This is a genomic window from Alkaliphilus transvaalensis ATCC 700919, assembly GCF_000621485.1.
Classification (GTDB): Bacteria; Bacillota; Clostridia; order Peptostreptococcales; family Natronincolaceae; genus Alkaliphilus; species Alkaliphilus transvaalensis.
Genome location: NZ_JHYF01000015.1, coordinates 75,972 through 101,502, shown reverse-complemented (window position 1 = coordinate 101,502; position 25,531 = coordinate 75,972). Strand labels below are relative to the sequence as shown.

Genomic DNA, 25,531 nt, shown 5'->3' with positions numbered 1-25,531 from the left:
TAACATTATAATTAATAATTATTATTTCTTAGGCGGTGAATAAATGGAGAATTTAATCAAAGTATTAAAGAACGGTAGCTGTAAAATTACTCCCCAAAGAATAGCAGTTTACAATGCCTTAAAAGACAGCCCTACCCATCCTAATGCAGAGGCAGTTTACAATAAACTTGCCCCTACTTATCCGACTATTAGTTTAGCAACTGTATATAAATCCTTAGAGCTATTTGAAGAATTAGGACTTATTCAAGTAATTAATGTCGGTGAAAACAGTTTCAGGTATGACTTTATTGCCACTAGCCATCCCCATCTTATTTGTACTAAATGTCAAAAGGTAGAAGATCTTTTTGAAGATTCCTTCTCTGAATTAGCAAGTGTTGTAGAGGAAAAAACAAACTACAAAATATCAAAACAGCAATTAAGTTTCTATGGTGTGTGCCCTAGTTGTAGCGGAGCCTAGATACTGCCAAAACCAGCATTTTTCGTATTTTTCTAATACGCATCTAGCTGGTTTTTTTATGATCATCACTCTAAATATTAGTTTTTTAACAGTTAAAAACTGACTTAAGGGCTTGAATCATCCGTTGATTCGCCTTAAAATCTTTTATGGCTATTCTTAAAAACCTATTGTCTAGACCTTTAAAATTACTACAATCTCGAATTAAAATATGATGTTTGATAAGTTCCTCTCTCAAAGTTTTAACATCTATTTCATCATTAAGTAGCTTCATAAAAATATAATTAGCAGAAGATTGATAAATTTTAAACAACCCTAGCTTTTCTAATTCATTTATGAAATAAGCTTTTTCATTTTTTAGCCATTGATAAGTACTATCTTCATAACTAGTTTCTTCTAATAATACCTTTCCAAAATTACTGGCAAAGGTATTTACTGTCCAAGGGATCATTTGCTTATTTAGCTGATTAAGAACCCCGTGATGGGAACATACGCCAAAACCTAAGCGCAACCCTGGAATACCATAAAACTTGGTAAAGGAGCGGGTTATTAATAGATGATCCCAATCTTTGCAGTCGGTTAATAGACTTATCTCCTCCCCCGCTTCAATAAAGTCCATAAAAGCCTCATCTATCAATAAAAACGTACCTTTTTTTTGACATAGCTCCATAAGAGGCTTAAGTTTTTCTTTTGATGTTAAGGTTCCTGTTGGATTATTAGGGTTACAAAGGACCACAAGATCATAGCCTTCATCAATTTTTTGAAGCAGGTCTTCTACATTTAAAAGAAACTCTGACTCCTCTTTAAGCTGATATTCTTCTATTTTACTTTCTACCCCTTGTAGGGCTCTTTCATATTCTGCAAAGGTAGGATGTACCACCAAGCTCTTCTTTGGCTTTACAGCCCTAATAAAATCGAATATCACCTGTACACCACCGTTGCCGACATATATATGGTCTTGTGATAGTTTATATTTTTCCCCAATGGCATTTTTTAAATCATCATAATTTATATCTGGGTAATTAATCAAGTCTGAAATTGTATTCACCAGAATTTTTTTAAGGGTCTCTGGTACTCCTAAAGGATTAATGTTTGCACTAAAATCTAATATTTCTTTTCGGCTTATTCCATACTCTTTTTCTATTTCAGATACATTGCCCCCATGGATCATTTAATGGACCCCCTTTGTTAATAGTAATTGAAGAATTAGAAAAAATAATAAGGCCAAGGCAGAGGCTGCATACATCAGTTTTATTGTTTCTAAAATATGTTTTGATTCTAATGGATAAGTAGGGTCACCTATTGTAGGTTTATGTACAACTTTACCAAAATAGAAGTTATCTCCCCCTAGTTGTATTCCTAATGCCCCTGCAACAGCTGCCTCAGGATAGCCAGAATTAGGGCTATTATGGTTTCTACCGTCTTTTAATGCTATTTTAAAACTCCTATTACTGTCCTTCCCTAAGATCAAAGCACCTATGGCAATGAAGATCACCGTTAGTCGAGCTGGAATATAATTCACCACATCATCTAACTTTGCTGAAACTCTACCAAAATAAAGATATCGATCATTTTTATAGCCCACCATTGAATCGAGGGTATTAATTGCCTTATAGGCCATTGCCAAAGGCACACCCCCTAAAAACAAATAGAAAAGTGGAGCGATGATTCCATCAGAAATATTTTCCGAAACCGTTTCTACAGTTCCTCGTACGATTTCCTTCTCTTCTAGCTGGCTTGTATCACGACTAACAATATAAGATAAATACTTTCTCGCCCCTAAAAGGTCTTGGTTCTTTAAATGGATGAGTACCTTCTCACTTTCTTTATGAAGACATTTTGTTGCCAACACTGTATAAGCAAGAATAATTGAGACGATGGTTCCTGCTAGGGGATGAAGAATCTTCATCAGCGCTATTAAACTATAGGTAATTAAATAGGTAGTTACTACCACGGCTAGAGTTAGTCCTGTCCCTCCTAATAAAAGGGTTTTATTGCTCTTATCTGAATAAAGCTTTTTCTCTAAAAAAGAAATTAAACTACCGATATAACGTACAGGATGAGGAAATCCTTGTGGATCTCCAAAAATTAGGTCTAATATATATCCCCCTATTAATATTTCCATAATTATACTCCTAATATTTGATAGATTTTTTCCATGTCGACATTTTCTCGAAAGGCCTTAGCTAACTTATCGTATTCTTTGTTTTTATATTCCTCTAAAGTAAGTTGTCCCTCTTGAAGAGGCTCTAGCCCCTTTATTTCAATAAAATAACTCATCAGTCTACGGGTAAAATGCAACTGATCAAAGACCCCGTGAAGATAAGTTCCCATTACCCTACAGTCCTCACTAATTGCACCATCAAAATAGTCGGTGGCCTCTCCTAATTTATTAACGATTTTCACAAAGGGTTTAGTGTTTTCACCTAGTTTTGTTCTTCCCATATGGATTTCATATCCCTTAATATAAAAATCTTCTTGAGTATCTATAAAACTAATTCTATCTTTATCAATAACTCCCTCTACCTGAGTAGTCACCTTTTCTCCCTCAAAAATAGTTTCGATATCTAGTAAGCCTAATCCTCTAATCTCTTGAAGGGAACTTTCTACTCCCTGTGGGTCTTTAATCCATTTACCTAATATTTGATAACCCCCACAGATGCCAAAAACTAAGCTTCCTTCCTTATGGGCAGTTAATATTTCCTTCTCTAACCCACTTTCTCTGATAAATTTTAAGTCTGCTATTGTGTTTTTGGATCCTGGGATAATAATCATATCTGGATTTTTTATTTGGTCCCTTCCCTTAACATACCTAATCTGTACCTCTGGGAAGGTTTCTAAAATATGAAAATCTGTAAAATTTGAAATGTGGGGGAGTTTAATAATGTCTATTTTAATTTTTGCATTCCCTTTTAATTTTTGATTAAACCTTTCGGTTACACTATCTTCATCCTCGATATCAAAATCTCCATATGGTATTACCCCTAACACAGGGACCCCTGTTAGGTCTTCTAACATCTTTAGACCTGGTTCTAAAATTGTTTTATCCCCTCTAAATTTATTTATAATAACACCCTTAATTCGCTCTCTGTACTTATCTAATAACATAATGGTGCCATATATCGAAGCAAATACCCCTCCTCTATCGATATCTCCTACCAATATAACAGGTGCATCTGCTATTTCAGCCATCCCCATATTAACGATATCTTTTTCCATTAGATTGATCTCTGCAGGGCTTCCAGCCCCCTCTAAAACAACTACATCATATTCTTCTGCCAGTTCCCTATAAACCTCCCTTAGCATCTCCTTTAACTGTGGTTTATATTGATGGTATGTGGCGGCTGTCATGTTACCCTGCACTTTTCCCTTTATAATTACTTGAGCAGCTGTGTCGGCAGAAGGCTTTAATAATATAGGATTCATCAGTACATGGGGTTTAATGTTTGCAGCCTCTGCCTGCATAACCTGAGCCCTCCCCATCTCCATCCCCTCATCGGTGATATAGGAATTTAAAGCCATATTTTGCGATTTAAAAGGTACTACCCGATAGCCGTCTTGATATAATACCCGACATAGGGCAGCCGTTAATAGACTCTTGCCCACAGATGAAGCAGTTCCTTGCATCATTATACTTTTACTTGTTGTTTTTTCTGTACTTATTCCCCTTTTTTCACCCATTATTATCCCTCCAATTTATTAAAAAGTTCATCAATAGAATAGATTTCCTCTAAGCCCATCTGCTTTAATTCCTTTAGCATAACTGTGGCTTTTCCATCAGTATAATCATACTGATCTCCCCATTGATTTGTTTTATACAGATATGCCTTTTTCCCTTTAGATAATGTACCTTTAACAATTTCTAAATTTTTAATATTACCCCAACCAATGGGAACACTGGTTATTAAGGTCAAGTCCGCCTCTTCTGCCAATATACTGGCCTCTGTTAATGCCCTTTGGCTAATCTCTCTAAAGGGTGTTTCTTCTGCCATTTTCACTGAAAATAATCTTCCATACTCCCAGTCGCTATCTCCTACATTAACGACCCCCATGGTTACTTCATGGCCTTTTTCAATTAAGGGTTGTAATAACCCTTTACCCGTTCCCCCTCCACAAATGAGATGAATCTTGATCCTATTTACTTCTTCTTGTTTTACTTTCCTTGCTAAAGGGATAACTTCTAAGGAATTTGTGTATCGATTCCGTTGAATAACCATTTCCATTTCGTAGGCCCTTTGTAGATTCTCTACCGTCATAACATCTTCGGTATTTCCCATAGTTACAATACTACCATGATGAAGTAACATTACTTCACTACTATATCTTGCGGCTAAATTCATGTCATGTAATACAGCAACAATTGTTACTTTCTTTTCTCGGTTTAATCCTTTAAGTAACTCTAACACCTCTATCTGATGGTGAATATCAAGGGATGAAGTAGGCTCATCTAATAATATCATCTTAGGTTGCTGAGCTAGAGCCCTAGCGATAATCACCCGTTGTCTTTCTCCACCGCTAATTTCATTAATTCTTCTCTCCCTCAAATGCCATGTACCAGTTCGCTCCATTGCCTCCCTTACAATTTTAAAATCTTCATCACTTTCTTTTTGAAATCTTTTTAAATGGGGGTTTCGACCCATTAAAACAATATCGAAGACATCAAAGTCAAAAGAAACATTGGTATCTTGGGGTACAACAGCCACTTCCTTAGCTAAGTCCTTCATTTTAAAATCTACAAGTTGACGTTGATTGATTAAAATTGTACCATCATCGGGACTTAAATTTGCTGCTATTAACTTTAATAGAGTAGACTTACCAGACCCATTTGGTCCGATAATGGTAATAAAGGAGCCTTTCTTAATTTCAAAACTGAGTTGGTTAATAATTATATTTTCATCATACTTAAAAGTAATGGTTTTAGCTGATATGGAATGATCCATTTTTCTCCCTCCTAAATCACTCTTTTTGACTTTCTTAATAAATAGATAAAGAAGGGACCACCTGCAAGGGCAGTGATAATTCCCACTGGTACCTCTGTAGGAGCAATAATTGTTCTTGCCAAAGTGTCGGCAATAATTAGAAAAATTCCTCCTAAAATTCCACTGGCTGGAATTAAAGTTCTATGATCTGGTCCAACAAGCATTCTAACTATATGGGGGATAATTAACCCCACAAATCCTATAATTCCACTAACAGATACAGCAAAGGCTGTAACCAAAGCACTAACGGCTAGGATGATTCCTTTGACCTTTTCTACCTCTACCCCTGTATTTTGAGCGGTAGCTTCTCCTAATAGCAAAATATTTAAATCCTTAGCAAAAATATATATGATTCCACTTCCTAATAAAATTGGTATTGTTGCCACTTGAAGATGACTCCATCCTCTAGCAGAAAAACTCCCCATTGTCCAATAAACAATTGTAGTAACATCTTTTGAAGAAACTACCATAATTAAAGACATGAAGGCAGTAAACAATTGTCCTACTGCTATTCCAGCCAGCAGTAGGGTTGTTACAGGCACTTTAGACTTAACCTTTGCTAAGCTATAAACAATTAATGTCGCCAGTAAAGCACCAAAGAAAGCAAAAACAGAGATGATCCCCACACCAAAAATAACACGATTTAGTTTGAAAAATATTGCTATTGCAGCCCCTAAGGCTGCCCCCGAAGAGGTTCCCATAATAAAAGGATCTGCCATAGGGTTTTTTAATAATCCCTGTAGGGCAACTCCTACAATCGATAATCCAAACCCTACAATAAAAGCAAGCAAAATACGGGGAAGCCTGATGTTTAAAATGATTGTTAAGTGGGAACCGGGAATTCCCTCTAAATCAAAGAGTCCCCCTATGATAGGAAGTCTACTTAAAATAATTCTTATACTATTAAAAGGTGTTATATTAGCTGCTCCAGAGATGGATGCAAAGACAATCACCCCAAACAACAGCAAGATTAACAAGACCATGTTTCTAGTATTTTTAGATTTCTTACCCATTATTTCCTCCATATAAGAATTCCCGTCCTTTTAAGACGGGAATTATATTTTTCCTTTTAGGATCAAAGTTCCTTAAAATAGTTCTGGATGGATTCCTTTTGCAATCAATTCTAAGGCATCAATGATTCGTACCCCAGGTCTTGAAACAATATTTGGTTCTAGGGGTACAATGCGATTATTAACTACAGCATTGATTTGACTATATCCAGGCCTTGCCTTAATACTATCAATTAGCATCTGTTCTTCGGCTTCCGTTAAATTAGTTGTTTCTCCCATATGGGCAGGTGCTAAATAAACTTCGGGGTCTTTTTCTACTAAAGCTTCAACACTATACATAGGCCATGCACCTTCTGCATCAGCTGCTATGTTTTCGCCACCTGCTAAGGTAATTAATTCATCAATAAATGAACCCGTTGCTGCAGTTGATAGTGGTTCATCCCAAACCTGATAAAATACACTTCGAGTAGGTTGTCCCTTTACTAACTCAACAATTGCGTCTCGTCTTTCTGTTAATTCATCTATAATCGTTTTTGCTGTATCTTCAATTCCAAAAACCTGTCCAGTAACCATCATTGATTCAAAAACCTCTTCAATTGATTCTGGCATAAACTTAAGGATTGTTACTCCTGCTTGAGTTAATTGCTCGATTGCTTCTGGCTGTCCTTCTCCATAAACAAATACAATTTGTGGTTCTAGTTCTATAATTCTTTCTGTATTGGTTGTCCAAGAACTTCCTACCTTCTCTTTATCCATTGCTTCAACAGGATAATCACAAAAATCGGAAACAGCAATTAATTTATCCCCTAGACCGAGGGCATATAGTACCTCTGTTTGACTTGGTGAAATTGAGATTACCTTTTCAGGTTTTTCTTTAATTGTAACAGAATTTCCTAAACCATCTACCACAACAAGAGGATAAGCTTCATCCCCTATCACTGCTATTGTATCTCCATTTGCATCTGTCTTTACTTCCTCTTGTTTCCCTGTACACCCTACAAAAACAGATGTAATTAAAAGAAGGGTAATTAATAACATTAACCATTTATTTTTCATTTTTTCTTCCTCCTTATGTCTTTAATTTCTATGTTGATAATAGTCTATTTACTAGTTAAATAGCTTGTTTCATTTAGCTTTGATAAAAGATAAAAATCTCGATGGGCCTCTACAATCGATAAACTACAGTGGTCTATCTTAAAATGCCAATGTTTTTTTATCTCACCGGTAATTAGTTGAGCTATAATGGCTCTAATTACACCAGAATGAACAACCAACAGAATTTCTTCACCTTGATGTTTTAAAATTAGCTCTTCCATTGTTTTGTTTACCCTATGATGCATTTTCCATAAACTCTCTCCTGCTGGAAAACAAAAGTGAATAGAATCATCCCTTAACTTCTTGTATAACTGAGGGTGTTCTTTTTCAATGTTACTCATCCTTTGGCCTTCAAAATCTCCAAAGTGTATTTCTCTTAAACCTTCGTGGGCTATGATGGTTTTATCCGTCTTTCCCATTATCATGTTTGCAGTTTCATTTGTTCGTTTTAATCCACTGGTATAGACTGCATCAAAAACCTTTCCCTTTAGGTGAAGGGCTAGTTTTTTTGCCTGTTGCCTACCCAAATCATTTAAAGAGGGGTCTGACCATCCACATAAAAACTGATTTTTATTATGGTCTGTTTCTCCATGTCTAACTAAATTAATTTTTACCATCTCTCTACTCCTATTTTTGAGGAAATTTATTAAGCCTATCGCATCTTTTATGTAGATGCTTTTAGCTTCAATTTCTACTTAGAGTTTAAGATTAAGGTCTCATTTCCTCTATTCATAATATTAGTTTATTTGTATTACTAAAAATAGTAAATATAAAGACTGCGATAATTCGCAGAGGGCTCCAAGGGTATCCCCTGTCATCCCTCCGATTAACCTAGCGGTGGTCTTTTTAAACCAGCCGACAAAAATCAACATTAAAGGTAGAAATATTAGGGTTTTTAAGTCTATTATAGATAGAATCATCGTTGTTATTAAGGTTATCCATAGTTGTCCTTTACTTACCTTTCCAATATAGATATTTCCCATTCCCTCTTCTCTAGCATAGTTAGTACGATAGCAGCCCAACACCAATGCTTGTCTCCCCATTATAGGCATTAACAGTAATCCTCTATACAGTTTCCCAGAATCAAGATTTTGGAGGGCTACGATATTAATAATGATCACCAGTACTATTGCTAATAGGGCATTGGTCCCTAGCCGACTATCCTTCATAATTTCTAAGACCCTTTCCTTTGGGCGATTACTATATAACCCATCAAAGGTATCTCCTAACCCATCTAAATGGAGGCCTCCTGTAATCATAATATAGACGATAACAGTAAGGACTATTCCCATAGCTGATGGCAAGAAATAGTTCATCAAATGATAAAAGGAGGTTAAAATTAATCCTATCACTAATCCTATGATGGGAAAATAAACGATTCCTTTATGAAATTCTTCATCAAAACTGCTATCTTTTTTAATAGAAATTCTTGTAAGGAATTGTAAGGTGTTAATAAATCGCTCCATTAACTTTCAATGCCCTTTCGAGCATAGATGCCTTTTTGAAAGGGATGTTTAATCATCTTCATTTCAGTTACGTAATCTGCTAGCTCCACTAATTCTATAGGAGCATTTCTTCCTGTTAAAATCATCTCAACATGCTCTGGCTTACTTTTAAGTAGATCTACAACTTCTGTGACTTCTAATATTTCATTATACAAAACTGCCATAATTTCATCCATTATGATGAGATTATAAGTTTCTTCTTGTAAAGCCTTTTTAATATAGGCGATTCCTTCTTTTGCCTCTACCTTAACCTGCTGTTTCCCTTCATCGCTTAAATTTCTATAAAAGTTTCTAATACCTGCAAATCGTTTGATTTTAAAATTTGGTGCCATTTTCTCAATACTATTAATTTCTCCAGTATCATCACCCTTAAGAAATTGCGTCATTAATACCTTATAGCCACCCCCTGCTGTTCTTGTCCCTTGCCCTATAGCAGCGGTAGTTTTCCCCTTTCCATCTCCTGTATAGATATGAATTAAGCCTATTTCAAGTTTTTTCATCTTATGTACACCCCTTATTTAATCCGATTTGGTATGCCGCAGGTAACCAAGTAAACTTCATTGGCCTCTTTAGCTAAAAATTGATTTACTCTTCCTGCAATGTCTCTAAAAATCCTAGTTAAACGGTCAATAGGAACAATTCCTAACCCTACTTCATTTGTAATTAATATCCCTCTAATATGATTTTTTTTAATAAATTCTACTAACTTAATAAATTCTTGAAAAATTTTATCTTCTATTCTATCTATTTCCTGATGACTGACATGATCCCAGTCCACATCTTCCTCTAACATCAGATTTGTAGTCATAATCGTAACACAATCTAAAATAATACTACTGATTTCTGGCAGGTAAACTTCTAGTTCTGTATCTAACTTACTGTAACCTTCATAGGTTAGCCATTCCTGTGGTCTACTTTTTTGGTGTTTTTTGATACGATCCTTCATTTCTTCATCAAAGGCTTGGGAGGTGGCAATATAGAGAACCTTCCCCTTTTCTTCATAGAGCAATGATTCACCAAAGGTACTTTTACCACTTCTTGCTCCCCCAGTAACTAGTGTCAATTTATATTTTTCCATAAATCACCTCTCAATATGGCTTCTAGTCGTCTATGCTGCTTCATCAAAAAACCCCTACCATAACTGGGGTAGGGGTGGACATTCAAAATGAAACATGCCTTCCCTCCGAAGGTTGTTTAATATAATGTTGGCAGGTCTCCTGACTCGTAAATCCTTCTACTTGCAATACCTTCCCGATAAGCTTTATCAGTGGTTTAAATTGCTTTCGTCCTTACTCACAGTAGCGGGGGCTGCAGTGGATTTTCACCACTTTCCCTATTAAGCTTTGAAGCACCATCACTATTTTTAGTTTTCTTTTCTAATTTATCATATCAAAATATCTGTTATTTATCAATTGTTTTATCTTTTTACTGGGCTTTTATTTTGAAGGTCAATATCTCCTTCTGCTGCAATGAAGCTACTTCGTTACTATATTCTAACTCCACTTCTGTTGACAGTACGTATACACTGATATGCTGCTTCATTTCACTATTTATTTTTAAAGAATAATCTCCATCGGGAATATTTTTTAATGCCATCCACAGATATCCATCAACAAATTCTTCTTTTATAAATTCTGCTGAAGTATGGACACGATTCCCCTCATAACTCAATATTCTTTGATTATCCATATCTAAAAGAAAATCTATTTTTCCTTTAATGATAATATGAAGGGTTTCCTTTGTTTCTTCATCAAAAGAACTGTTAACATCATCTAAATCGACTCCATACATTTCATAGATATATTTTACACAATCTTTTACGATTCCACGATGGGTACTAGAGATGATTCTACTTTCAACCCCATCAATTGATGCACTATCGATTGTTACAGTACTATCCCCCTCATCGGTTGTTATAATATCCGTAATGACTTCATTCCCTCTTTGGGTCAATTCTTGTTGATCTAAGACTAATAAATGGTTTGTTGTAAAGCCAGTTCCTGCGAAACAGTAAATTTCCTTTACCCGTCCCTTCAATAGATCTATTTCATTATTTAGTTTATCCAGTGTAGTGTTTTTATATTTCATATATTTTCTCGGTATTCTTACCCAAGTGTTGTTACCCTCATCTATACATAAAAAATCTCCATAGTTATTGGCAGGAAGTAAATCCCCTAACCCCTGAAAACTATAATGAAGTTTATCTAGATCCTTTAACCCCATAGGAATATTGAGGAATTTTGTCATAATCCATAAATATCCTTTATATAATATTGTCTGCAATGATTTTTTCTTAGCAGGAATTAATGTACCAGTACTCCATAGGTAATAGGCATCTATAGAACCTTTATTTGGAGTGCCCATCATAACAAAACGTTCTACATCCCCTTTGTAATAGTCACCTTGTAGGTATCTTCTAGCTACAACTCCCCCCATACTATGACAGATGATATCTATTGGTTGATGGGGATATTTCTTTCTTAATCTTTCTATAGTAGGTAATAGGTAGGTTTCAACAATTTCTTCAGTACTCTTTCTCCAATCATAATAGCAGATAAATAAATTTTGTTCTTTCCGATATCCTATGTTTTCAAGTCCATCTATAATTGGGTCATATACCCACTTGGCTATTCCAAAACTCCAAGGGCCTAATCCTGGAATCATATCTCCTCCCATAGATCCCATTAATCCTGGTAAAAATATAATTGGATTTTTTTGAATTGGTGTCATATTGTCTCCTCCTATATCAACATTTCCTATATATTTATGCTGAGGATTACAACAAATGAACTACTACTTAGAGAAGGACTCGAAATATAAGATAAAAAGCTAGTAAACTGGCTAAATTAGCCGAATCTACTAGCTTTTTATGCTACTTAAGAACTTTATGATCTTTGATCTTAATTCCTTCTAGTTCTAGAAGTCTTTTTTTAATATGAAGTCCACCACCATAGCCAACTAAACTACCATCTGCTCCAATAATTCTGTGGCAGGGAACAATTACTGGAATTTTATTTTTATTGTTGGCCATTCCCACTGCCCTCATTCCCTTAGGGTTGTTGATGCGAACCGCTATATCTTTATAACTAACGGTTTCTCCATAGGGAATCTCCATTAAAGTCTTCCAAACCTGCTTTTGAAATTCTGTTCCAACTAGGTCTAATGGGATGGTGAATTCTTTTAGTTTACCAAGGAAATAATCCCTAATCTCTTTTTCATAGATCTGATTATGCTGGGGATCTTTAATGATTTCTACATCGCCAAAATTTTTTGCAATTATATCAAATAATTGCGTTTCTGTTACATTAAATTCTAGTAATACTAATCCTGTATTATTAGTAACGATAGATAACTGAAGATTATCTCCAACATCTAAAGTACTAACATACAAGGTTTTATCTTTATACTGCATTTTTGTGTTGGTCATATTCTTCCTTTGCTAACCTCCATTGTTCTCTAGTTTTTAGTTGAAGCTGTCGATGATTTTTAATTTCTGGGTTATCTAACACCTTTGTATACCACACGATAGCTTCTTTATAATTTTCAAATCTACGGTTTAATTCAGCAACAATATAGGCTGTTGTAATTTCATTTATACTAGCGTGATCAAGTTTTTCTTGTTGATAAGCATCTTGTAAATTGGTTAGGGCATATCTTAAAAATTCTTCTTCCTTGTGGTCTCCTATTTCTCTATAAACCCAGGCTAATTTTAAGCAAATATTACCTATATAACTCTTTGGTTTTCTAAATAATTGAGCCGTTAGTAAAGCTAATTTATAGGTTTCAATGACTTCCTCAATTTTTCTTTTTTCGCCATAGTTTCTTTCTTTCCATTTGTACCTAACTTGATCATCAAATATCTTTTTATGTACAGGTGAAATATCCTCAAATTCACCTTCTGTTCCTGTGTAACCGCACTCTGGACAAACAAATATCTGATAATGTAGAGGATTTACCTCTTTATATACAATATTTAAGTCATCATGCTTCTCAGCAATCATTAGTTTTCTACTACGTACCTTTTTAGATTTAAAGTCTCGTCTGCATACGGGACAATTTAGTGTCTTATCGTAAAGTAAAGCTTCCATATTGACCTCCTCAGGCTAGTTATTACTTTCTATTATATCATGGGGACATGTTTAATTCTATTTGAAATCCAAAAGCGTTACACGAAATAGGACAAATATCCTATTAAGTCTGAAAATTGTATCGCAACTTATGAGAAATAGGTTCCTATAACTCTTTTACCCCTTTTACAGCTACAATCACTTAATTCTATTTTAACAAACTTCTCTAGAACCTTTTTATAACGAATAGAAAAGTATATGTCCACTGAATTAGATGGTGAATTCTTTTTATCAATTTACATAGAGCACTTTCCTTTTGGTTAGAAAAAAAGCTACGATCGATATCTCGTAGCAGATTTGATTATTTTATTAGATTATTCTATTAGAAAAGTACTGTTTTTTAATAGCAGGAATGTTATCTAACTTCTGTCTAAGTTCAACTTTGATCCCTAGTCCACTTAGAATCCCTTTCAGATATTTATAAAGTGTTTTATTTCTTAATATCATTTTATAGGGTAGAATTTTCTTTTCTTTAATCCATTCAATCATATACTGCTGCCAAGCCTCTTCTGCTAAATCAGGCTGAGTTATCTGATAACCTACAATATTAGTACCTTCATCTACGATTAATAATACAGCAGGAAAATATGGTCGCCCTTCATCATCTACACCAACACCATAATTAAAATAGTCCATCTCTAATATGTAATGGGAGCTTTCATAGGATTTACTAATCCGCTTAAGCATTAGTTCGTCGCAAGGTTTTGGCCTTGGTTTATTAATAGATTCTATACATTCTTGCTTAAGACACTCATAGGATAATAGGGTATTTACATATTTTCCGTCAATATTAACCTTGACTACAGGACATTTTTTTTCGATTTTCAACCTGCGATTTTGAAGATCTATCAACAGCCCTTCAACTTCAATACCATAATTAACAACTGATAAAATCCTACTAACTAGTTCTAATTCGTCTCCAACAAGAACACGGGGAACATACCCTGGTTCATTTCTTCGGAAAATAGGCAATTCCTTATCTCTACCAAAGTCGATTCCCGAATTCATCAACAAGATGGAATCCCCTTCTTCATTTTTACTCACCTCATCAAAATATAGAACAAAGGAGTCTGTAATATGGATTTGCTCTAACTGTTGATCGTACCTTCCTTCATGTAGTCTAAAGTAACTTTCTATCCCATCTCCGCCTACATAAAAAGCAATCCCCCTTGCTCCTCCTTTACTCCCCAAAACAGAACATATTATGGTCTCTTCCATATTTTGAAATTTAACTGCAAATATGTCGTCTTCTACTAACCACTGCCAAGGGTCCAACCCTCTAAATTTTTCTGCCTTTTTAAAAAGCTCTTGTAATTCTTCTTTGGATAAGGTTAGATGCTCTTTCATGCTTCACTTCCTTATACTTGATTTTCTCTCTCTACGATTATTAAAACAACACCTACGTTATTATGAGTTTCATATTTGGAATAAGCATTATGCCTTTTTAATATTACTTGTATCTATATTATGGCATAGGAACAAGAAAATGTGAAGATACATAAGGAGGGTTATTTGTTACATTTTGAAGACAGTTTTTTTTAACTTCACTATAATGTATCAAAAAAGCTACTGAAATTTAATTCGGTAGCTTTTTTGCTTTCATCTACAACGCTTAAAATTGACATTTATTTTTAAAGTTCATCATTATCTGCATCCCTTTGGTCTGTAGGGATATCTTCATGGTTATCTTCTTTATCGGGTTTGCTATCTTCCTGTACCTGTGGCCTTGGTTTTGTACCTTCTAGTACTAAACCATTTACAGTCGAATAGGTATCTTTAGAGATGAGTTCCTTCATAAATTCTTGACCATTTCTTTCATAGATTTTGTAAGTATTTACCTTATAACCCCGCTTAGCTTCTCTTTCAGTTTTCCTATCACCTATATACAGCGATGGATCCTTCTTGACTTCAACGGTTGGCTCAATTGTTTCAACTACTTCAGAAAATAGTTTAATTGAGTAATCTTTAAACTCTTTTCCATAAATATTAACAGAAATTCTGTTTCCAGCAACAGAGCTTTCAACATATATTGGGTGTTGGGTATTGTTTACAAATTGCAGATCTAAAAAACCATAAGCGACTGCTGCATCGTGGCCTAAAGGGACATAAGCCACCGACAAGGAATGATTCTGTCGTTTTGTAATTTCCAGATCTGCCCTAACAAGGGCATTATATAAGGTGGTTGATACCTGACAAATTCCGCCACCAATACCTGGTACTAATTTGCCATTTAATATAACCGGCGCTTCTTGATAGCCCTCTGCAACTCCCCTTGGCCCTGTCTTATCATTAAAAGAGAAGACCTCACCTGGCATTAATAAAGTCCCGTTAATACTTCTGGAAGCAAGGGAAATGTTTGTGCTTCTACCAGTTACTTGAGAATCAAATACTGTTGAAAAAGAACCCATTACATCAGTAATATGAGCTAATTGATCTTCTGTTACTTTTGGCTCAACATATTGAACTGGTATCATAACTGTTTCATTTTGATAATTCTCTATAGCAATTCTAAGTTCTTTTTTAAGAGCTTCTTCATCTACTTCTACTCCTTTAGTAGAATTTGTAATGTCAAAGCCTTGATTTTTTCTTTCTATTTTAGCCGATAGGGGTGCCCTAAAGATGGTTTTATTAATTTCGTCAACTATTTCTTCCAAGTATTCAAAATTATATTCTGTCTTTAAGGGGATAATTATTGGCTTTTTCCTAACACGATAAATTTCGCCTAAACGATTAAAATAGTTACCGCCTCTTCCCACATTAAATGCTTCTTGAATTGCATCATCATAGAGATAGTTGAAACCAATTTGATCATAGGATACATCCCAGATTTTTTCTTCATATTTCATTTTTAGATGATGTCGTTCCCGTTCCTTTTCAAATATACTCTCCAGTCTTAACTTTGCATCCTGCTGAGTTAAATGGCTAACATCAATGGATTCTATATAGACATTTTCATAGATCGTATTGGAGTTCAAAACTAATATTCCTAAAGTTATAAGGGTAGCTATAAAAGAAAGAAGAATTGCCCCACTGACCCATAACACCAGCTTTTTTCTACTTTTCTTAATTACTGAAGGTTCCATATCATCACTCCCTGCTGCAAGTATAGGGTAAAATTAGTATACACTACATTTTATTTAAAATAAATAAAATTATTCATTTCTATAAACTGTATATTTTTTGATAATGAGCTATTAAATTCCATTAAAAAATGATTAAAAATAAGGACCTACATCAGATCCTTATTTAAGTTGTTTAGGCTTATTCCCACTTAATTACAACTTCATCTCCATCCTTTAAGGACTCAACATAAATAGCGTCTGCTCCATTATGGCGTAATACTAATTTTCCCTTTAATTCATAACGATTAAAATCAATATAGTCAAAGATATCAACAAAGATCATATCCTTTTTAACCTTAGGGATTTCCAATGGATTTCCATTATAAATAATATTAATGGTTTCAACCTGTGATTCTTTTATGTCTTCATCCTCACAAATATCCTGTTTTGATTGAGGCGCTTGTAACTTCTCTTGTAACATTTCTTGTAATTGCTCTTCTAACTGGGGTTTTTCATCCAATAGTGAATCCTCGTTATCTTCCATCTCAGATAAATAAATATGATCCCCCACTTTAATGGAATCGAATAATTGGGCTTCCTTCCCGTTAATTTTTATTCTTTTACCATCATATCTTATTAATAAATGATTACACAATCCTTCTAACGTCTTAAATTCATGATAATTTATTACGTCTCCATCCTTAAGGGCAATATTTTCTGTGATGGATTCTCCGTTAACTGATATCTTATAGATTAAATCAACAGCCTTATCGTTAACGAATACCCGTTGATCTATGGCTACAACGTCTTTAAGAGCAGGTTTTGCATCATTTCCCTGCTTAGCAGGAATAATCGTTATGGCATCGCCGTTCTTAATTGGGGTATCAAGATTAGCTGATTGTCTATTCACCAATATCTCTGCTGGCTGGCCATAATCTCCATAAATGACTTTTTCTACTCCATTTACAGTAAGACCAACAGCTCCACCTCTTCTAGGAATTAAATCCCTTGGATTAAAGCCCATCAATACTAAAGCATCGCTAACTTTAAGTTTTTTTGATTGGAAAAGGGTCATATCTTTTCCATTAACATTGATCTCGATAAAGTCTTGTGATTTATTTTCTATCGCCTTTGCTAAGATTCCTACTGGGGTGATCCCTTCTGGTCCTTTAATTATTAGATTCTCTTGATTAGTGAGATTTTGAATGATTTCTGTTCCCCTAACAACTACCCTCTCTTTAGGCATTTCTAAAATACTAGCAACTTTCTCATTAAGACGAGGCACTTGGCTTCCTCCCCCAATTAAAAAAATTGCACTAGGAGGCTTTTCATTTTGCTGAAGTATGTTAATAGCTATATCCTTTGCTATAGATTCAATTGCTGGGTCTATTGCATTAAGCATTTCTTCCGTTGAAATATTATGCTGCAGCCCTAATATATCAGTAAACTGTTGTTCATCCTTTTTACAAAACTGACACTTAACTGCTTCGGCGGTATCAAAATCTAGCAAATAGGTCTTAGCAATGGTTTCAGTGATTTCATCCCCTGCTGTAGAGGTCATAGCATAGGCTACAACTGTTCCGTCTTTTGTAATAGCGATATCAGATGTTCCCGCACCAATATCCACCATAGCTATATTTAATAGCCTTACATTTTGGGGAACAGCTACTTCTATTGCAGCAATAGGCTCTAAGGTCATATAACTAACCTCTAACCCTACTTTATTCATTACTGTATTCAAACTATCGACTACAACGTGGGGTAGAAAGGTCGCCAGTATATCCATTTTTAATTTACGTCCTCGATGACCAACTGGGTTGCTGATGATGCCGTCGTTTAAATAATAGTTGATTACTGTATGGCCAACACAAAAATAACTTGTATTTTCTTCCTCTTGTGCCTCCAGCTCTCTTTGGGATTTTTGTAATCCTTCAATTTCTAAACTATTTACCAGGTGTCTGTCTATATTTTTATTTTCATCTATATCCTTTTCAATCATCACTCTGTAGGTTTTTAAAGCCCTACCTGCTGCTGCAATCGCCACCTCTTTAAGGGGAAAGCCGGCCTTTTCTTCTAATTGTTCTTTAACCTTTTTAGCTATATTAACAACTTCCTGTATGTCATGTATTTGACCGTCGTACATAGCTCTACTTTGATGAAACTCAAAGGCACTATGATGAACAATAATTTTCTTATTCTCATAGCTTCCAAGCAATCCTACGACACTACGGGTACCAATGTCTAGCGCAAAGACCATTGCTCCTTTGTCGAAATTTTTATGCTCCATCGACTACATCCTTTCTTACTATCCTGTCTATCCTATTCTATTTCTTCATGAAAAGTAAATTTCCTTTTTCTTATTTACTATTTCTACGATGGAATAGACATAGTTCTGTTAAAGGACATATTTCACAGTTGGGCTTTCTAGCTTTACAAACTCTTCTTCCATGGAGTATTAACCAATGATGAGCCTCAGACCACATCTTTTTAGGAATATTCTTCATTAGCTGTGTTTCTGTTAAATCTACATTATCGGCATTTGCAAGACCAATACGGTTAGAGACCCTAAAAACATGAGTATCGACTGCAATGGCATCTTGACCAAAGACATTGCTAATAACGACATTAGCAGTTTTTCGACCCACCCCCGGCAACTCCATTAATTCTTCACGGGTTTGAGGAACCTCACCACCATACTGATTAACCAAAATGTGGCAGGTCGCTAGAATGTTTTTACTTTTATTTCGATAGAACCCAGTACTCTTAATCCAATTTTCCATTTCAACTTCTGTTAGGGTTAAAAAATCCTCTGGTGTCTTATAGTGTTTAAAAAGTTCTGCCGTCACCTGATTCACCCTTACATCGGTACATTGGGCAGATAGTATCACCGCTATTAACAATTCAAAGGGATTAGTAAAGTTCAATTCACTTTCTGCCCCTGGGTATCCTTCCTGTAATATTTCAAGTGCCTGCTTTCGTTCTTCTTTATTAAGCATTTTTTTCCTCATCTGTATCCCCCTTTACTACAAAATCTCCACGTCATAATTGGAGACTTCAAATCTTCCGTCCCTTTCAATAAATTGGATAATATTATTAATCATTTCCTCCACATGCTTCTTACTATTAGAAACACAGGCGAATCCTATTTCTGCCACCTGCCATTTATCCATTTGACCCACCTCCGCAACGGAAGCGTTAAATCGTGATTTGATCCTTTCTATCACACTTTTTACAATATGCCTTTTCTCCTTAAGGGAATGAACATCATACAAAAATATATTTATTGTACAGGTCCCCACTAACATAGTCTCCCATCCTTCCTTCCCCCAAGTTTTGGAGGGACAATCTATTAAGATTGAAATTTCATTTTTAAATCATCAAATATTGTATAAATTACTGGTATCACTACTAAAGTAAGAATTGTTGCTGATAAGAGCCCTCCTATTACAACCGTTGCCATTGGCGCCTGAGCTTCAGCCCCCTCCCCCATGCCAATTGCTAAAGGAATGAGTCCTAAGATAGTTGTAAAGGTGGTCATTAAAATTGGTCTTAGTCTTGTATACCCTGCTGTAATGATGGCCTCTTCCCTTTGATTCCCCCTTAAACGCAATATATTAATATAGTCTATTAATACAATTCCATTATTGACAACAATACCTGCTAAAACAACAGCACCAATCATGGCTGGCACACTTAAGGGTCGACCAGCAACCAATAGTCCAATGGCTCCCCCAGAAAAAGCTAATGGAACCGAAAACATAATGGTAAAGGGATGTAGTAGTGATTGAAACTGTGCTGCTAATATCATATATACCAATAATATAGCTAATATAACCACTAAAATCAAGCTTTCAAATGCTTCCACCAATTGTTCTTGTTCTCCCCTAAATCGATACGTATACCCTGCAGGTAAGGAATAGTCATTAATTTCCCCCTCAATTTCAGATATCACAGAATTTAGATCTCGATTTATGATGTCAGCTTCAATCGTGATGGCTCTAACTTGATCCACCCTTCTAATACTGGTGGGACCTTGTATACTTTGTACAGTGACTAGTTCCTCTAAAGGAACTGCTACTCCTAAGGGTGAAGCAATTGCCACTTGCATAAAGTTTCCTATGCTCTCCTGCAGATAGGGCTCCCCCTTAATAACAACTTCTAATTCTCTTCCATCAATCTTCAACCTTGTTGCAGTAGCCCCCTGTAAGATCATACGGGCAATTGACCCAACTTGAAATGCTTGTAGGCCATACCTAGATGTTACATAACGATTTATTTTCATCCCGATTTGGGGTGGCCCTTCTATATAATTTGACTCTACCTCTCGTGTTCCTTCAATTTCTTCTATCATTGCCGTAAAATCATTGGCAATTCTATTAAGTTCATCTAAGTCGTCTCCCCTAATCTCCAGTTCTAAGCTGGTGCCACCGAAGCCCATTGACATAATAGAAGATGTACTAGTAATATTAATTTCTGCCCCGGCAATGATCTTTAAATCCCTTCTTATATCGTCAACTAGATCATTTGTTTTTTGCTTACGTTGTCCTTGAGGCACTAATTTACCATCAATTGAAGCTCTATTACTTCTTTTGCTTTGGGAATGGAACAAACCATCACTTCCGCCAATATTGGTAAATAGGGCCTCTACTTCTTCATATTGTTTTACGATAGCTTCAATTTCACTAACAACCTCTTCTGTCTGCTGAAGGGTGGAACCATGGGGTAGCATTACATTAATTGTAAAAGTACCCTCGTCAAAGGCCGGAAAATACTCAGCTCCTACCTGCATTAATATCCCTACCGATGCAAGAAAAATAGCTAAGGCAATAATTAATACTAAAGGTCTTTGCTTTAGGCTTTTTCTTAAAATCTTTTTATAATAATGATGGGTAATCTCCATTCCCTTATCAAAACCTCTAAAAATAAAATTTCTTTTATTCCCTTCAACTGGCAATTCTTTTTCCAATATACGGGAAGACAACATTGGTACAAGGGTTAGGGAGATTAACAGAGATGCTAAAAGGGCAAAGGTTACAGTTAACGCTAATTCTTTAAAAATTTGAGCTGTCATACCTTCAACAAAAACGATGGGTAAAAAAACGGCTAATGTAGTTAATGTTGAAGCCGTTACTGCCATTGCAACTTCTTGAGCTCCCCTTATTGAAGATTTTTCGGCATCATTTCCCTCTTCTCTAAATCGGTGAATATTTTCAGTTACTACAATGCCATTATCCACCAACATTCCCACCCCTAAGGCAAAGCCCCCTAGGGATAATAGATTTAATGTCATATCAAAAAAGAACATCAAACAAAAAGTTGCTAGTACTGATATCGGGATGGCTAGTGCAATGATAATGGTACTTCGATAGTTTCTTAAAAATAAAAAGAGGACAATAACAGCTAATATACCACCATAAATAGCTGTCTTGCCAACATTCGCAATTGAGTTTTTAATATAGGTAGATTGGTCTATAATCGGTTTAATCTCAACTCCATTGATTTCTTCATTCAACAGCTTAATTTCTTCATTAACCCGGTTGGCTACCCTAACAGTGTTAGCCACCGATTGTTTTTGAAGGGTGATCCGTATACTCTCTTGACCATCCATTCTTGCAATTTCTTGTAATTCCCCTGTTGTAAGATTAACTGATGCCAAGGCTGATAAAGGAACTGTGACGGCTGTTGGCAGGGGAATAGGTAGTTCTTTAAGCTCATCGATGGTTTCAAATTCCCCCATAGTACGAAATAACCTTTTACTCTCACCATCAAAAACTTCGCCAGCAGGCAAATTAATATTTTCTGCCTTAATAATCCCAGATAATTGATCTACGGTTATACCATAGGATTGTAGTATTGCTGGGTCTACAACGATTTCTACCCGCTCTTGATAGCCCCCAGTAATCGAGACTGAAGCCACCCCTTCCAATCGCTCTAACCGTGGTTTTATTCTGTTTTCTGTTATTTCCTGTAATTGGCTTAAATCTTGCTGACCACCTACACCCAATGTCATGATGGGTAGGGCATTTGGGTCTATTTTCAAAATAATTGGTGCCTGCGCATCCTCTGGAAGATAGTTTTTTACTAAATCAATTCTCTCTCTCATTTCTAATGTAGCAAAATCCATATCCGTATCTTGATTAAACTCAATTACTACTGTAGCACTACCCTCCGATGAGGTTGAGTTAATCCGTTTAATATTATGGACGGTGGCTACTGCTTCTTCTATTGGCCTAGTAATTAAATTTTCTATTTCATGGGGACCTGCTCCGGGATACTGTATATTCACTAAAGCCACTGGTACATTTATTTTAGGTAAAAGGTCCATCGAAAGTCTAAAAATAGATACACTACCTAGAAGAATGATCAAGGCCATCAGCATAATTACTGAAACTGATTTTTTTACTGCCCAACTAATAATCTTCATTACTTTTCCCCCTAACTATAACGGGTGTATCATCTTCAATAAAATGTTGTCCCTTTATAATCACAACTTCTCCCCCCTGTAATCCTCCAATAATTTCAACTTCACTTCCTGCATCTATTCCCAATTCTACTTTTCTTTTTTTTGCCATCCCGTCTATTTCAATGAACACAAAGGTATCTTTTCCTTCAGTTACTAAAGCAGCTTTAGGTACTACGACAGCATTTTCTTTTTTTGCTCCTTCTATGTCAACTAGAATAAACTCACCAGAGGTTACTTTACCTTCCCTATTATCAACCACTATTTCTACAGTATGTAGGTTACTTCTTAAATCTGTAATTGGGTTAATGGTTTTAATAACCCCATCAAACTCCTTTTGCCCCTGCCTAACCGTAACCCTTCCTCCCCGTTCAAGACTATTTAATAAAGTTGAAGAAACTGATAGGGTAACCTTTAGCTCATTTATATTTGAAATGACAAGGGCTGGGCTGTTATTTAGTATCATATGGTTTTTTTCGATATTTAGCTGAGAGACTACCCCAGCTATTGGTGCAAAATATTCTAATTCACCTAATTGCTCTAAAGAATTTACGTAGGCCATTCTAGCTTGTTCTAATTGAGCTGAAGCTGTTGCCTGTGCAACTTCTAATTCCTTTTGCTGGGCCATTTGTGCCTCTAGGTTATGATTTAACATCTCTTGATATTGAGAAGGAACTCTTGTCATATTTTGAAAAACTGAAAGACTATCTTCAAGGTCCTCCATCTGAGGCTTATTATTCTCTTGTAATTGTCGTTGTTGGGTATAACTTCTCCTTGCAATATCATAGTTCATTTTTGTTTGCTCTACTTGTTTTCTAGCTAATGTCTTATCTAGCTCAAAAAGGAATTGACCTACCTTTACTTCATCTCCAATTTCTACAGCTAGCTGAGTTACTTTAAGACCAGGAGTTTTAGCTATCACCATTACTTCTTCCCTTGGTTTTAGCTGTCCCCGCAGGGTAACAACATCTACAATTTCCTTCCGATTTACCGCTATAACCTCCACAGTAGTTCTTTCATCTACCTCTGGCCTGGCTTGTTGTCTACAACCGTTTAATGTAACTACCAACACTAGTATTAAAGCTAGTATTAAAGCCATTTTTTGCAAAGTTTTTTTACCCATCTGACAACCCTCCCGATGTACTTTTCTACTTTTTAATATCACCAAATTTTGGCGAAATTAAACTAAAGCAAGACTAAATCACTATTCTAAAATCTGGAACAGAAAAAACCAGCCCCCTAAGTAAAATACTTAGAAGACTGGTCCTCTGTATAGTAGACGAAATTGCATAACACTATATAATTCTTAGTTTATATTCGTTATGAAAATTTAATAACTAAGCTGTAATGTTTTTATTTTGCATTAATATAAATCTAATATTAATTATGCAATTACCTCATATAAAATTAACCAAAATATAATAATTAAGTACTATTAATTAAATTAAGCCCATTTCTTCTCCAACTTTTTTGAAGATTTCTACAGCACGATCTAACTGTTCTTTAGTGTGGGCAGCTGTAACCATTACTCTACATCTTCCTGTACCCTTTGGCACTGTTGGGAAAACGATTCCAGATACAAACACACCATTTTCAAATAACTTTCTACTGAATTCCATTGTTTTAGACTCTTCTCCAACGATAACTGGTGTAATTGGCGTTGCACTGTTTCCAATGTTAAAGCCCAATTCACTCATTTTTGACTTGAAGTATCTTGCGTTATCCCATAGGCGATCTGTATACTCTGTCGTGCTCATTAACAATCTAACTGCCTCCATAATAGAACCTACTGCTGCTGGTGGTAAAGATGTACTGAATAATAGTGGTCTTCCTCTATGACTTAACCAATCCTTCATGGTTTCACTTCCTGCTACATAACCTCCAACAACACCAATAGCCTTTGATAATGTACCTATTGTAAAGTCAACTCTACCATGAAGTCCAAAGTGGTCTACAGTACCTCTTCCGCTTTCTCCAAGTACACCAGAACCGTGGGCATCATCAACATATGTCATAGCATTGTATTTTTCTGCTAAATTAACAATATCAGGTAAAGGAGCAAGGTCCCCATCCATACTGAATACGCCATCTGTTATAATTAAGATATTTCTATACTTATCTCTATTTTCTTTTAATACTGATTCAAGATGATTCATATCTGAGTGCTTATAAACTGTTTTATCAGCTCTACTTAATCTAGCACCATCAATAATACTAGCATGATTTAATTCATCAGAAACAATTAAGTCTCCCTTTTCTGTTACAGCTTGAATTGTCCCTGCATTACAGTTAAATCCAGATTGGAAGGTCATTACTGCTTCTTCTCTTTTAAATTGTGCTAAAAGCACTTCCATTTCTTCATGGATATCCATGTTTCCAATAATTGTTCTTACTGCTCCAGAACCAACGCCATACTTTTCAACAGCTTCAATAGCAGCCTTTTTTAATCTAGGATGGTTAGCGAAGCCTAAATAGTTGTTAGAAGATAGGTTAATAACACTTTTTCCATTTAAAATTACCTCTGATTCATTAGCACCTTCTAAAATAGGTAACTTACGATAAACACCATCATTTTTTAGTTCTTGAATTTTTTCCTTTAAAAAACTTAATTCATGAATATTAGACATCTTTATTCCTCCTCTGTATTTTTATCTATTTTATATTATTAACCTTATTTAGCTGAAAATATCAACTAATTCATGTAAAACGATTATTTCTACTAGGTTAAAATATGCCTGATTTAGTCTCAGAAGATGTAGATTTATGTAGTAAAAAATAACTCCAACCATAGGATACCACATCTTTGAGGAAATATCTTCTTTTTTACTAAAGTTTAAAT

At 35.3% G+C, this 25,531-nt stretch carries 22 protein-coding genes and 1 riboswitch; of the genes, 1 reads left to right on the top strand and 21 read right to left on the bottom strand.

Annotated features, from left to right (window positions below; genetic code table 11):
- Window positions 1–43: 43 nt before the first annotated feature.
- Window positions 44–457 (top strand): transcriptional regulator PerR, encoded by a 414-nt coding sequence (locus T335_RS0111875; RefSeq protein ID WP_026477752.1) that lies wholly within the window; start codon window positions 44–46, stop codon window positions 455–457.
- Between the two features lie 85 nt (window positions 458–542).
- Here the strand turns inward: T335_RS0111875 and cobD are convergent, their stop codons facing one another.
- From cobD to T335_RS0111770, 21 genes are all read right to left on the bottom strand, one after another.
- Window positions 543–1,625 carry a threonine-phosphate decarboxylase CobD gene (gene cobD / locus T335_RS0111870; RefSeq protein WP_026477751.1) on the bottom strand — a complete coding sequence of 361 codons (1,083 nt, stop codon included), beginning with the start codon at window positions 1,623–1,625 and terminating at the stop codon, window positions 543–545.
- On the bottom strand, window positions 1,626–2,579 hold the full coding sequence (gene cbiB / locus T335_RS0111865; RefSeq protein ID WP_026477750.1) for an adenosylcobinamide-phosphate synthase CbiB: 954 nt from the start codon (window positions 2,577–2,579) through the stop codon (window positions 1,626–1,628).
- A 2-nt stretch (window positions 2,580–2,581) separates the two neighbouring features.
- Window positions 2,582–4,135: a cobyric acid synthase gene (locus tag T335_RS0111860; RefSeq protein WP_051569283.1), complete on the bottom strand. Its 1,554-nt coding sequence runs from the start codon at window positions 4,133–4,135 to the stop codon at window positions 2,582–2,584.
- 2 nt (window positions 4,136–4,137) lie between these two features.
- A complete protein-coding gene (locus T335_RS0111855) occupies window positions 4,138–5,394 on the bottom strand; it encodes a heme ABC transporter ATP-binding protein (protein WP_026477748.1) in 1,257 nt (418 codons plus the stop codon).
- Between the two features lie 11 nt (window positions 5,395–5,405).
- On the bottom strand, window positions 5,406–6,446 hold the full coding sequence (locus tag T335_RS0111850) for a FecCD family ABC transporter permease (RefSeq protein WP_026477747.1): 1,041 nt from the start codon (window positions 6,444–6,446) through the stop codon (window positions 5,406–5,408).
- A gap of 72 nt (window positions 6,447–6,518) precedes the next feature.
- On the bottom strand, window positions 6,519–7,499 hold the full coding sequence (locus T335_RS0111845; RefSeq protein WP_026477746.1) for an ABC transporter substrate-binding protein: 981 nt from the start codon (window positions 7,497–7,499) through the stop codon (window positions 6,519–6,521).
- 44 nt (window positions 7,500–7,543) lie between these two features.
- Window positions 7,544–8,155: a histidine phosphatase family protein gene (locus tag T335_RS0111840; protein WP_026477745.1), complete on the bottom strand. Its 612-nt coding sequence runs from the start codon at window positions 8,153–8,155 to the stop codon at window positions 7,544–7,546.
- A 120-nt stretch (window positions 8,156–8,275) separates the two neighbouring features.
- Entirely contained in the window at window positions 8,276–9,004 is a 729-nt protein-coding gene (gene cobS / locus T335_RS0111835; RefSeq protein ID WP_026477744.1) for an adenosylcobinamide-GDP ribazoletransferase, read from the bottom strand.
- The gene (locus tag T335_RS0111830) at window positions 9,004–9,543 is read right to left on the bottom strand and encodes a cob(I)yrinic acid a,c-diamide adenosyltransferase (protein WP_026477743.1); all 540 of its coding nucleotides are present in this window, start codon (window positions 9,541–9,543) and stop codon (window positions 9,004–9,006) included. Before T335_RS0111830 ends, cobS begins: the two co-directional genes overlap by 1 nt.
- Window positions 9,544–9,557: 14 nt before the next feature.
- Window positions 9,558–10,121, bottom strand: a complete 564-nt coding sequence (gene cobU / locus T335_RS0111825; protein ID WP_026477742.1) for a bifunctional adenosylcobinamide kinase/adenosylcobinamide-phosphate guanylyltransferase — start codon at window positions 10,119–10,121, stop codon at window positions 9,558–9,560.
- A gap of 112 nt (window positions 10,122–10,233) precedes the next feature.
- Window positions 10,234–10,414: riboswitch (cobalamin riboswitch) on the bottom strand.
- Window positions 10,415–10,468: 54 nt separating this feature from the next.
- A complete protein-coding gene (locus T335_RS0111820) occupies window positions 10,469–11,773 on the bottom strand; it encodes a lipase family alpha/beta hydrolase (protein WP_026477741.1) in 1,305 nt (434 codons plus the stop codon).
- Window positions 11,774–11,915: 142 nt separating this feature from the next.
- Window positions 11,916–12,470, bottom strand: a complete 555-nt coding sequence (locus tag T335_RS0111815) for a methylated-DNA--[protein]-cysteine S-methyltransferase (protein ID WP_242837293.1) — start codon at window positions 12,468–12,470, stop codon at window positions 11,916–11,918.
- Window positions 12,445–13,131 (bottom strand): DUF2225 domain-containing protein, encoded by a 687-nt coding sequence (locus T335_RS0111810; protein ID WP_026477739.1) that lies wholly within the window; start codon window positions 13,129–13,131, stop codon window positions 12,445–12,447. Before T335_RS0111810 ends, T335_RS0111815 begins: the two co-directional genes overlap by 26 nt.
- Window positions 13,132–13,479: 348 nt before the next feature.
- The gene (locus tag T335_RS0111805; protein WP_026477738.1) at window positions 13,480–14,517 is read right to left on the bottom strand and encodes a DUF7309 domain-containing protein; all 1,038 of its coding nucleotides are present in this window, start codon (window positions 14,515–14,517) and stop codon (window positions 13,480–13,482) included.
- A 284-nt stretch (window positions 14,518–14,801) separates the two neighbouring features.
- Window positions 14,802–16,253, bottom strand: a complete 1,452-nt coding sequence (locus tag T335_RS0111800; protein WP_026477737.1) for a VanW family protein — start codon at window positions 16,251–16,253, stop codon at window positions 14,802–14,804.
- A gap of 178 nt (window positions 16,254–16,431) precedes the next feature.
- Window positions 16,432–18,519, bottom strand: coding sequence for a pilus assembly protein PilM (gene pilM / locus T335_RS0111795; RefSeq protein WP_026477736.1), 2,088 nt, complete (start codon window positions 18,517–18,519; stop codon window positions 16,432–16,434).
- A 70-nt stretch (window positions 18,520–18,589) separates the two neighbouring features.
- On the bottom strand, window positions 18,590–19,240 hold the full coding sequence (gene nth, locus T335_RS0111790; RefSeq protein WP_026477735.1) for an endonuclease III: 651 nt from the start codon (window positions 19,238–19,240) through the stop codon (window positions 18,590–18,592).
- A 15-nt stretch (window positions 19,241–19,255) separates the two neighbouring features.
- Window positions 19,256–19,537: a DUF503 domain-containing protein gene (locus T335_RS0111785; RefSeq protein WP_026477734.1), complete on the bottom strand. Its 282-nt coding sequence runs from the start codon at window positions 19,535–19,537 to the stop codon at window positions 19,256–19,258.
- A gap of 44 nt (window positions 19,538–19,581) precedes the next feature.
- On the bottom strand, window positions 19,582–22,656 hold the full coding sequence (locus T335_RS0111780; protein WP_026477733.1) for an efflux RND transporter permease subunit: 3,075 nt from the start codon (window positions 22,654–22,656) through the stop codon (window positions 19,582–19,584).
- Window positions 22,643–23,815 (bottom strand): efflux RND transporter periplasmic adaptor subunit, encoded by a 1,173-nt coding sequence (locus T335_RS0111775; RefSeq protein WP_026477732.1) that lies wholly within the window; start codon window positions 23,813–23,815, stop codon window positions 22,643–22,645. Before T335_RS0111775 ends, T335_RS0111780 begins: the two co-directional genes overlap by 14 nt.
- Before the next feature lie 316 nt (window positions 23,816–24,131).
- Window positions 24,132–25,319, bottom strand: a complete 1,188-nt coding sequence (locus T335_RS0111770) for a glycine C-acetyltransferase (protein WP_026477731.1) — start codon at window positions 25,317–25,319, stop codon at window positions 24,132–24,134.
- Between the last annotated feature and the right edge of the window lie 212 nt (window positions 25,320–25,531).

What these genes read in the sequence shown, in the direction of transcription:
- cbiB (WP_026477750.1), bottom strand. Translation starts at nt 2,579, where the DNA reads ATGGAAATATTAATAGGGGGATATATATTAGACCTAATTTTTGGAGAT.
- T335_RS0111850 (WP_026477747.1), bottom strand. Translation starts at nt 6,446, where the DNA reads ATGGGTAAGAAATCTAAAAATACTAGAAACATGGTCTTGTTAATCTTG.
- T335_RS0111840 (WP_026477745.1), bottom strand. Translation starts at nt 8,155, where the DNA reads ATGGTAAAAATTAATTTAGTTAGACATGGAGAAACAGACCATAATAAA.
- T335_RS0111785 (WP_026477734.1), bottom strand. Translation starts at nt 19,537, where the DNA reads ATGTTAGTGGGGACCTGTACAATAAATATATTTTTGTATGATGTTCAT.
- T335_RS0111875 (WP_026477752.1), top strand. Translation starts at nt 44, where the DNA reads ATGGAGAATTTAATCAAAGTATTAAAGAACGGTAGCTGTAAAATTACT.
- T335_RS0111810 (WP_026477739.1), bottom strand. Translation starts at nt 13,131, where the DNA reads ATGGAAGCTTTACTTTACGATAAGACACTAAATTGTCCCGTATGCAGA.
- T335_RS0111780 (WP_026477733.1), bottom strand. Translation starts at nt 22,656, where the DNA reads ATGAAGATTATTAGTTGGGCAGTAAAAAAATCAGTTTCAGTAATTATG.
- T335_RS0111845 (WP_026477746.1), bottom strand. Translation starts at nt 7,499, where the DNA reads ATGAAAAATAAATGGTTAATGTTATTAATTACCCTTCTTTTAATTACA.
- cobU (WP_026477742.1), bottom strand. Translation starts at nt 10,121, where the DNA reads ATGGAAAAATATAAATTGACACTAGTTACTGGGGGAGCAAGAAGTGGT.
- T335_RS0111770 (WP_026477731.1), bottom strand. Translation starts at nt 25,319, where the DNA reads ATGTCTAATATTCATGAATTAAGTTTTTTAAAGGAAAAAATTCAAGAA.
- T335_RS0111860 (WP_051569283.1), bottom strand. Translation starts at nt 4,135, where the DNA reads ATGGGTGAAAAAAGGGGAATAAGTACAGAAAAAACAACAAGTAAAAGT.
- T335_RS0111820 (WP_026477741.1), bottom strand. Translation starts at nt 11,773, where the DNA reads ATGACACCAATTCAAAAAAATCCAATTATATTTTTACCAGGATTAATG.
- T335_RS0111775 (WP_026477732.1), bottom strand. Translation starts at nt 23,815, where the DNA reads ATGGGTAAAAAAACTTTGCAAAAAATGGCTTTAATACTAGCTTTAATA.
- T335_RS0111805 (WP_026477738.1), bottom strand. Translation starts at nt 14,517, where the DNA reads ATGAAAGAGCATCTAACCTTATCCAAAGAAGAATTACAAGAGCTTTTT.
- cobS (WP_026477744.1), bottom strand. Translation starts at nt 9,004, where the DNA reads ATGGAGCGATTTATTAACACCTTACAATTCCTTACAAGAATTTCTATT.
- T335_RS0111800 (WP_026477737.1), bottom strand. Translation starts at nt 16,253, where the DNA reads ATGGAACCTTCAGTAATTAAGAAAAGTAGAAAAAAGCTGGTGTTATGG.
- pilM (WP_026477736.1), bottom strand. Translation starts at nt 18,519, where the DNA reads ATGGAGCATAAAAATTTCGACAAAGGAGCAATGGTCTTTGCGCTAGAC.
- nth (WP_026477735.1), bottom strand. Translation starts at nt 19,240, where the DNA reads ATGAGGAAAAAAATGCTTAATAAAGAAGAACGAAAGCAGGCACTTGAA.
- cobD (WP_026477751.1), bottom strand. Translation starts at nt 1,625, where the DNA reads ATGATCCATGGGGGCAATGTATCTGAAATAGAAAAAGAGTATGGAATA.
- T335_RS0111815 (WP_242837293.1), bottom strand. Translation starts at nt 12,470, where the DNA reads ATGACCAACACAAAAATGCAGTATAAAGATAAAACCTTGTATGTTAGT.
- T335_RS0111855 (WP_026477748.1), bottom strand. Translation starts at nt 5,394, where the DNA reads ATGGATCATTCCATATCAGCTAAAACCATTACTTTTAAGTATGATGAA.
- T335_RS0111830 (WP_026477743.1), bottom strand. Translation starts at nt 9,543, where the DNA reads ATGAAAAAACTTGAAATAGGCTTAATTCATATCTATACAGGAGATGGA.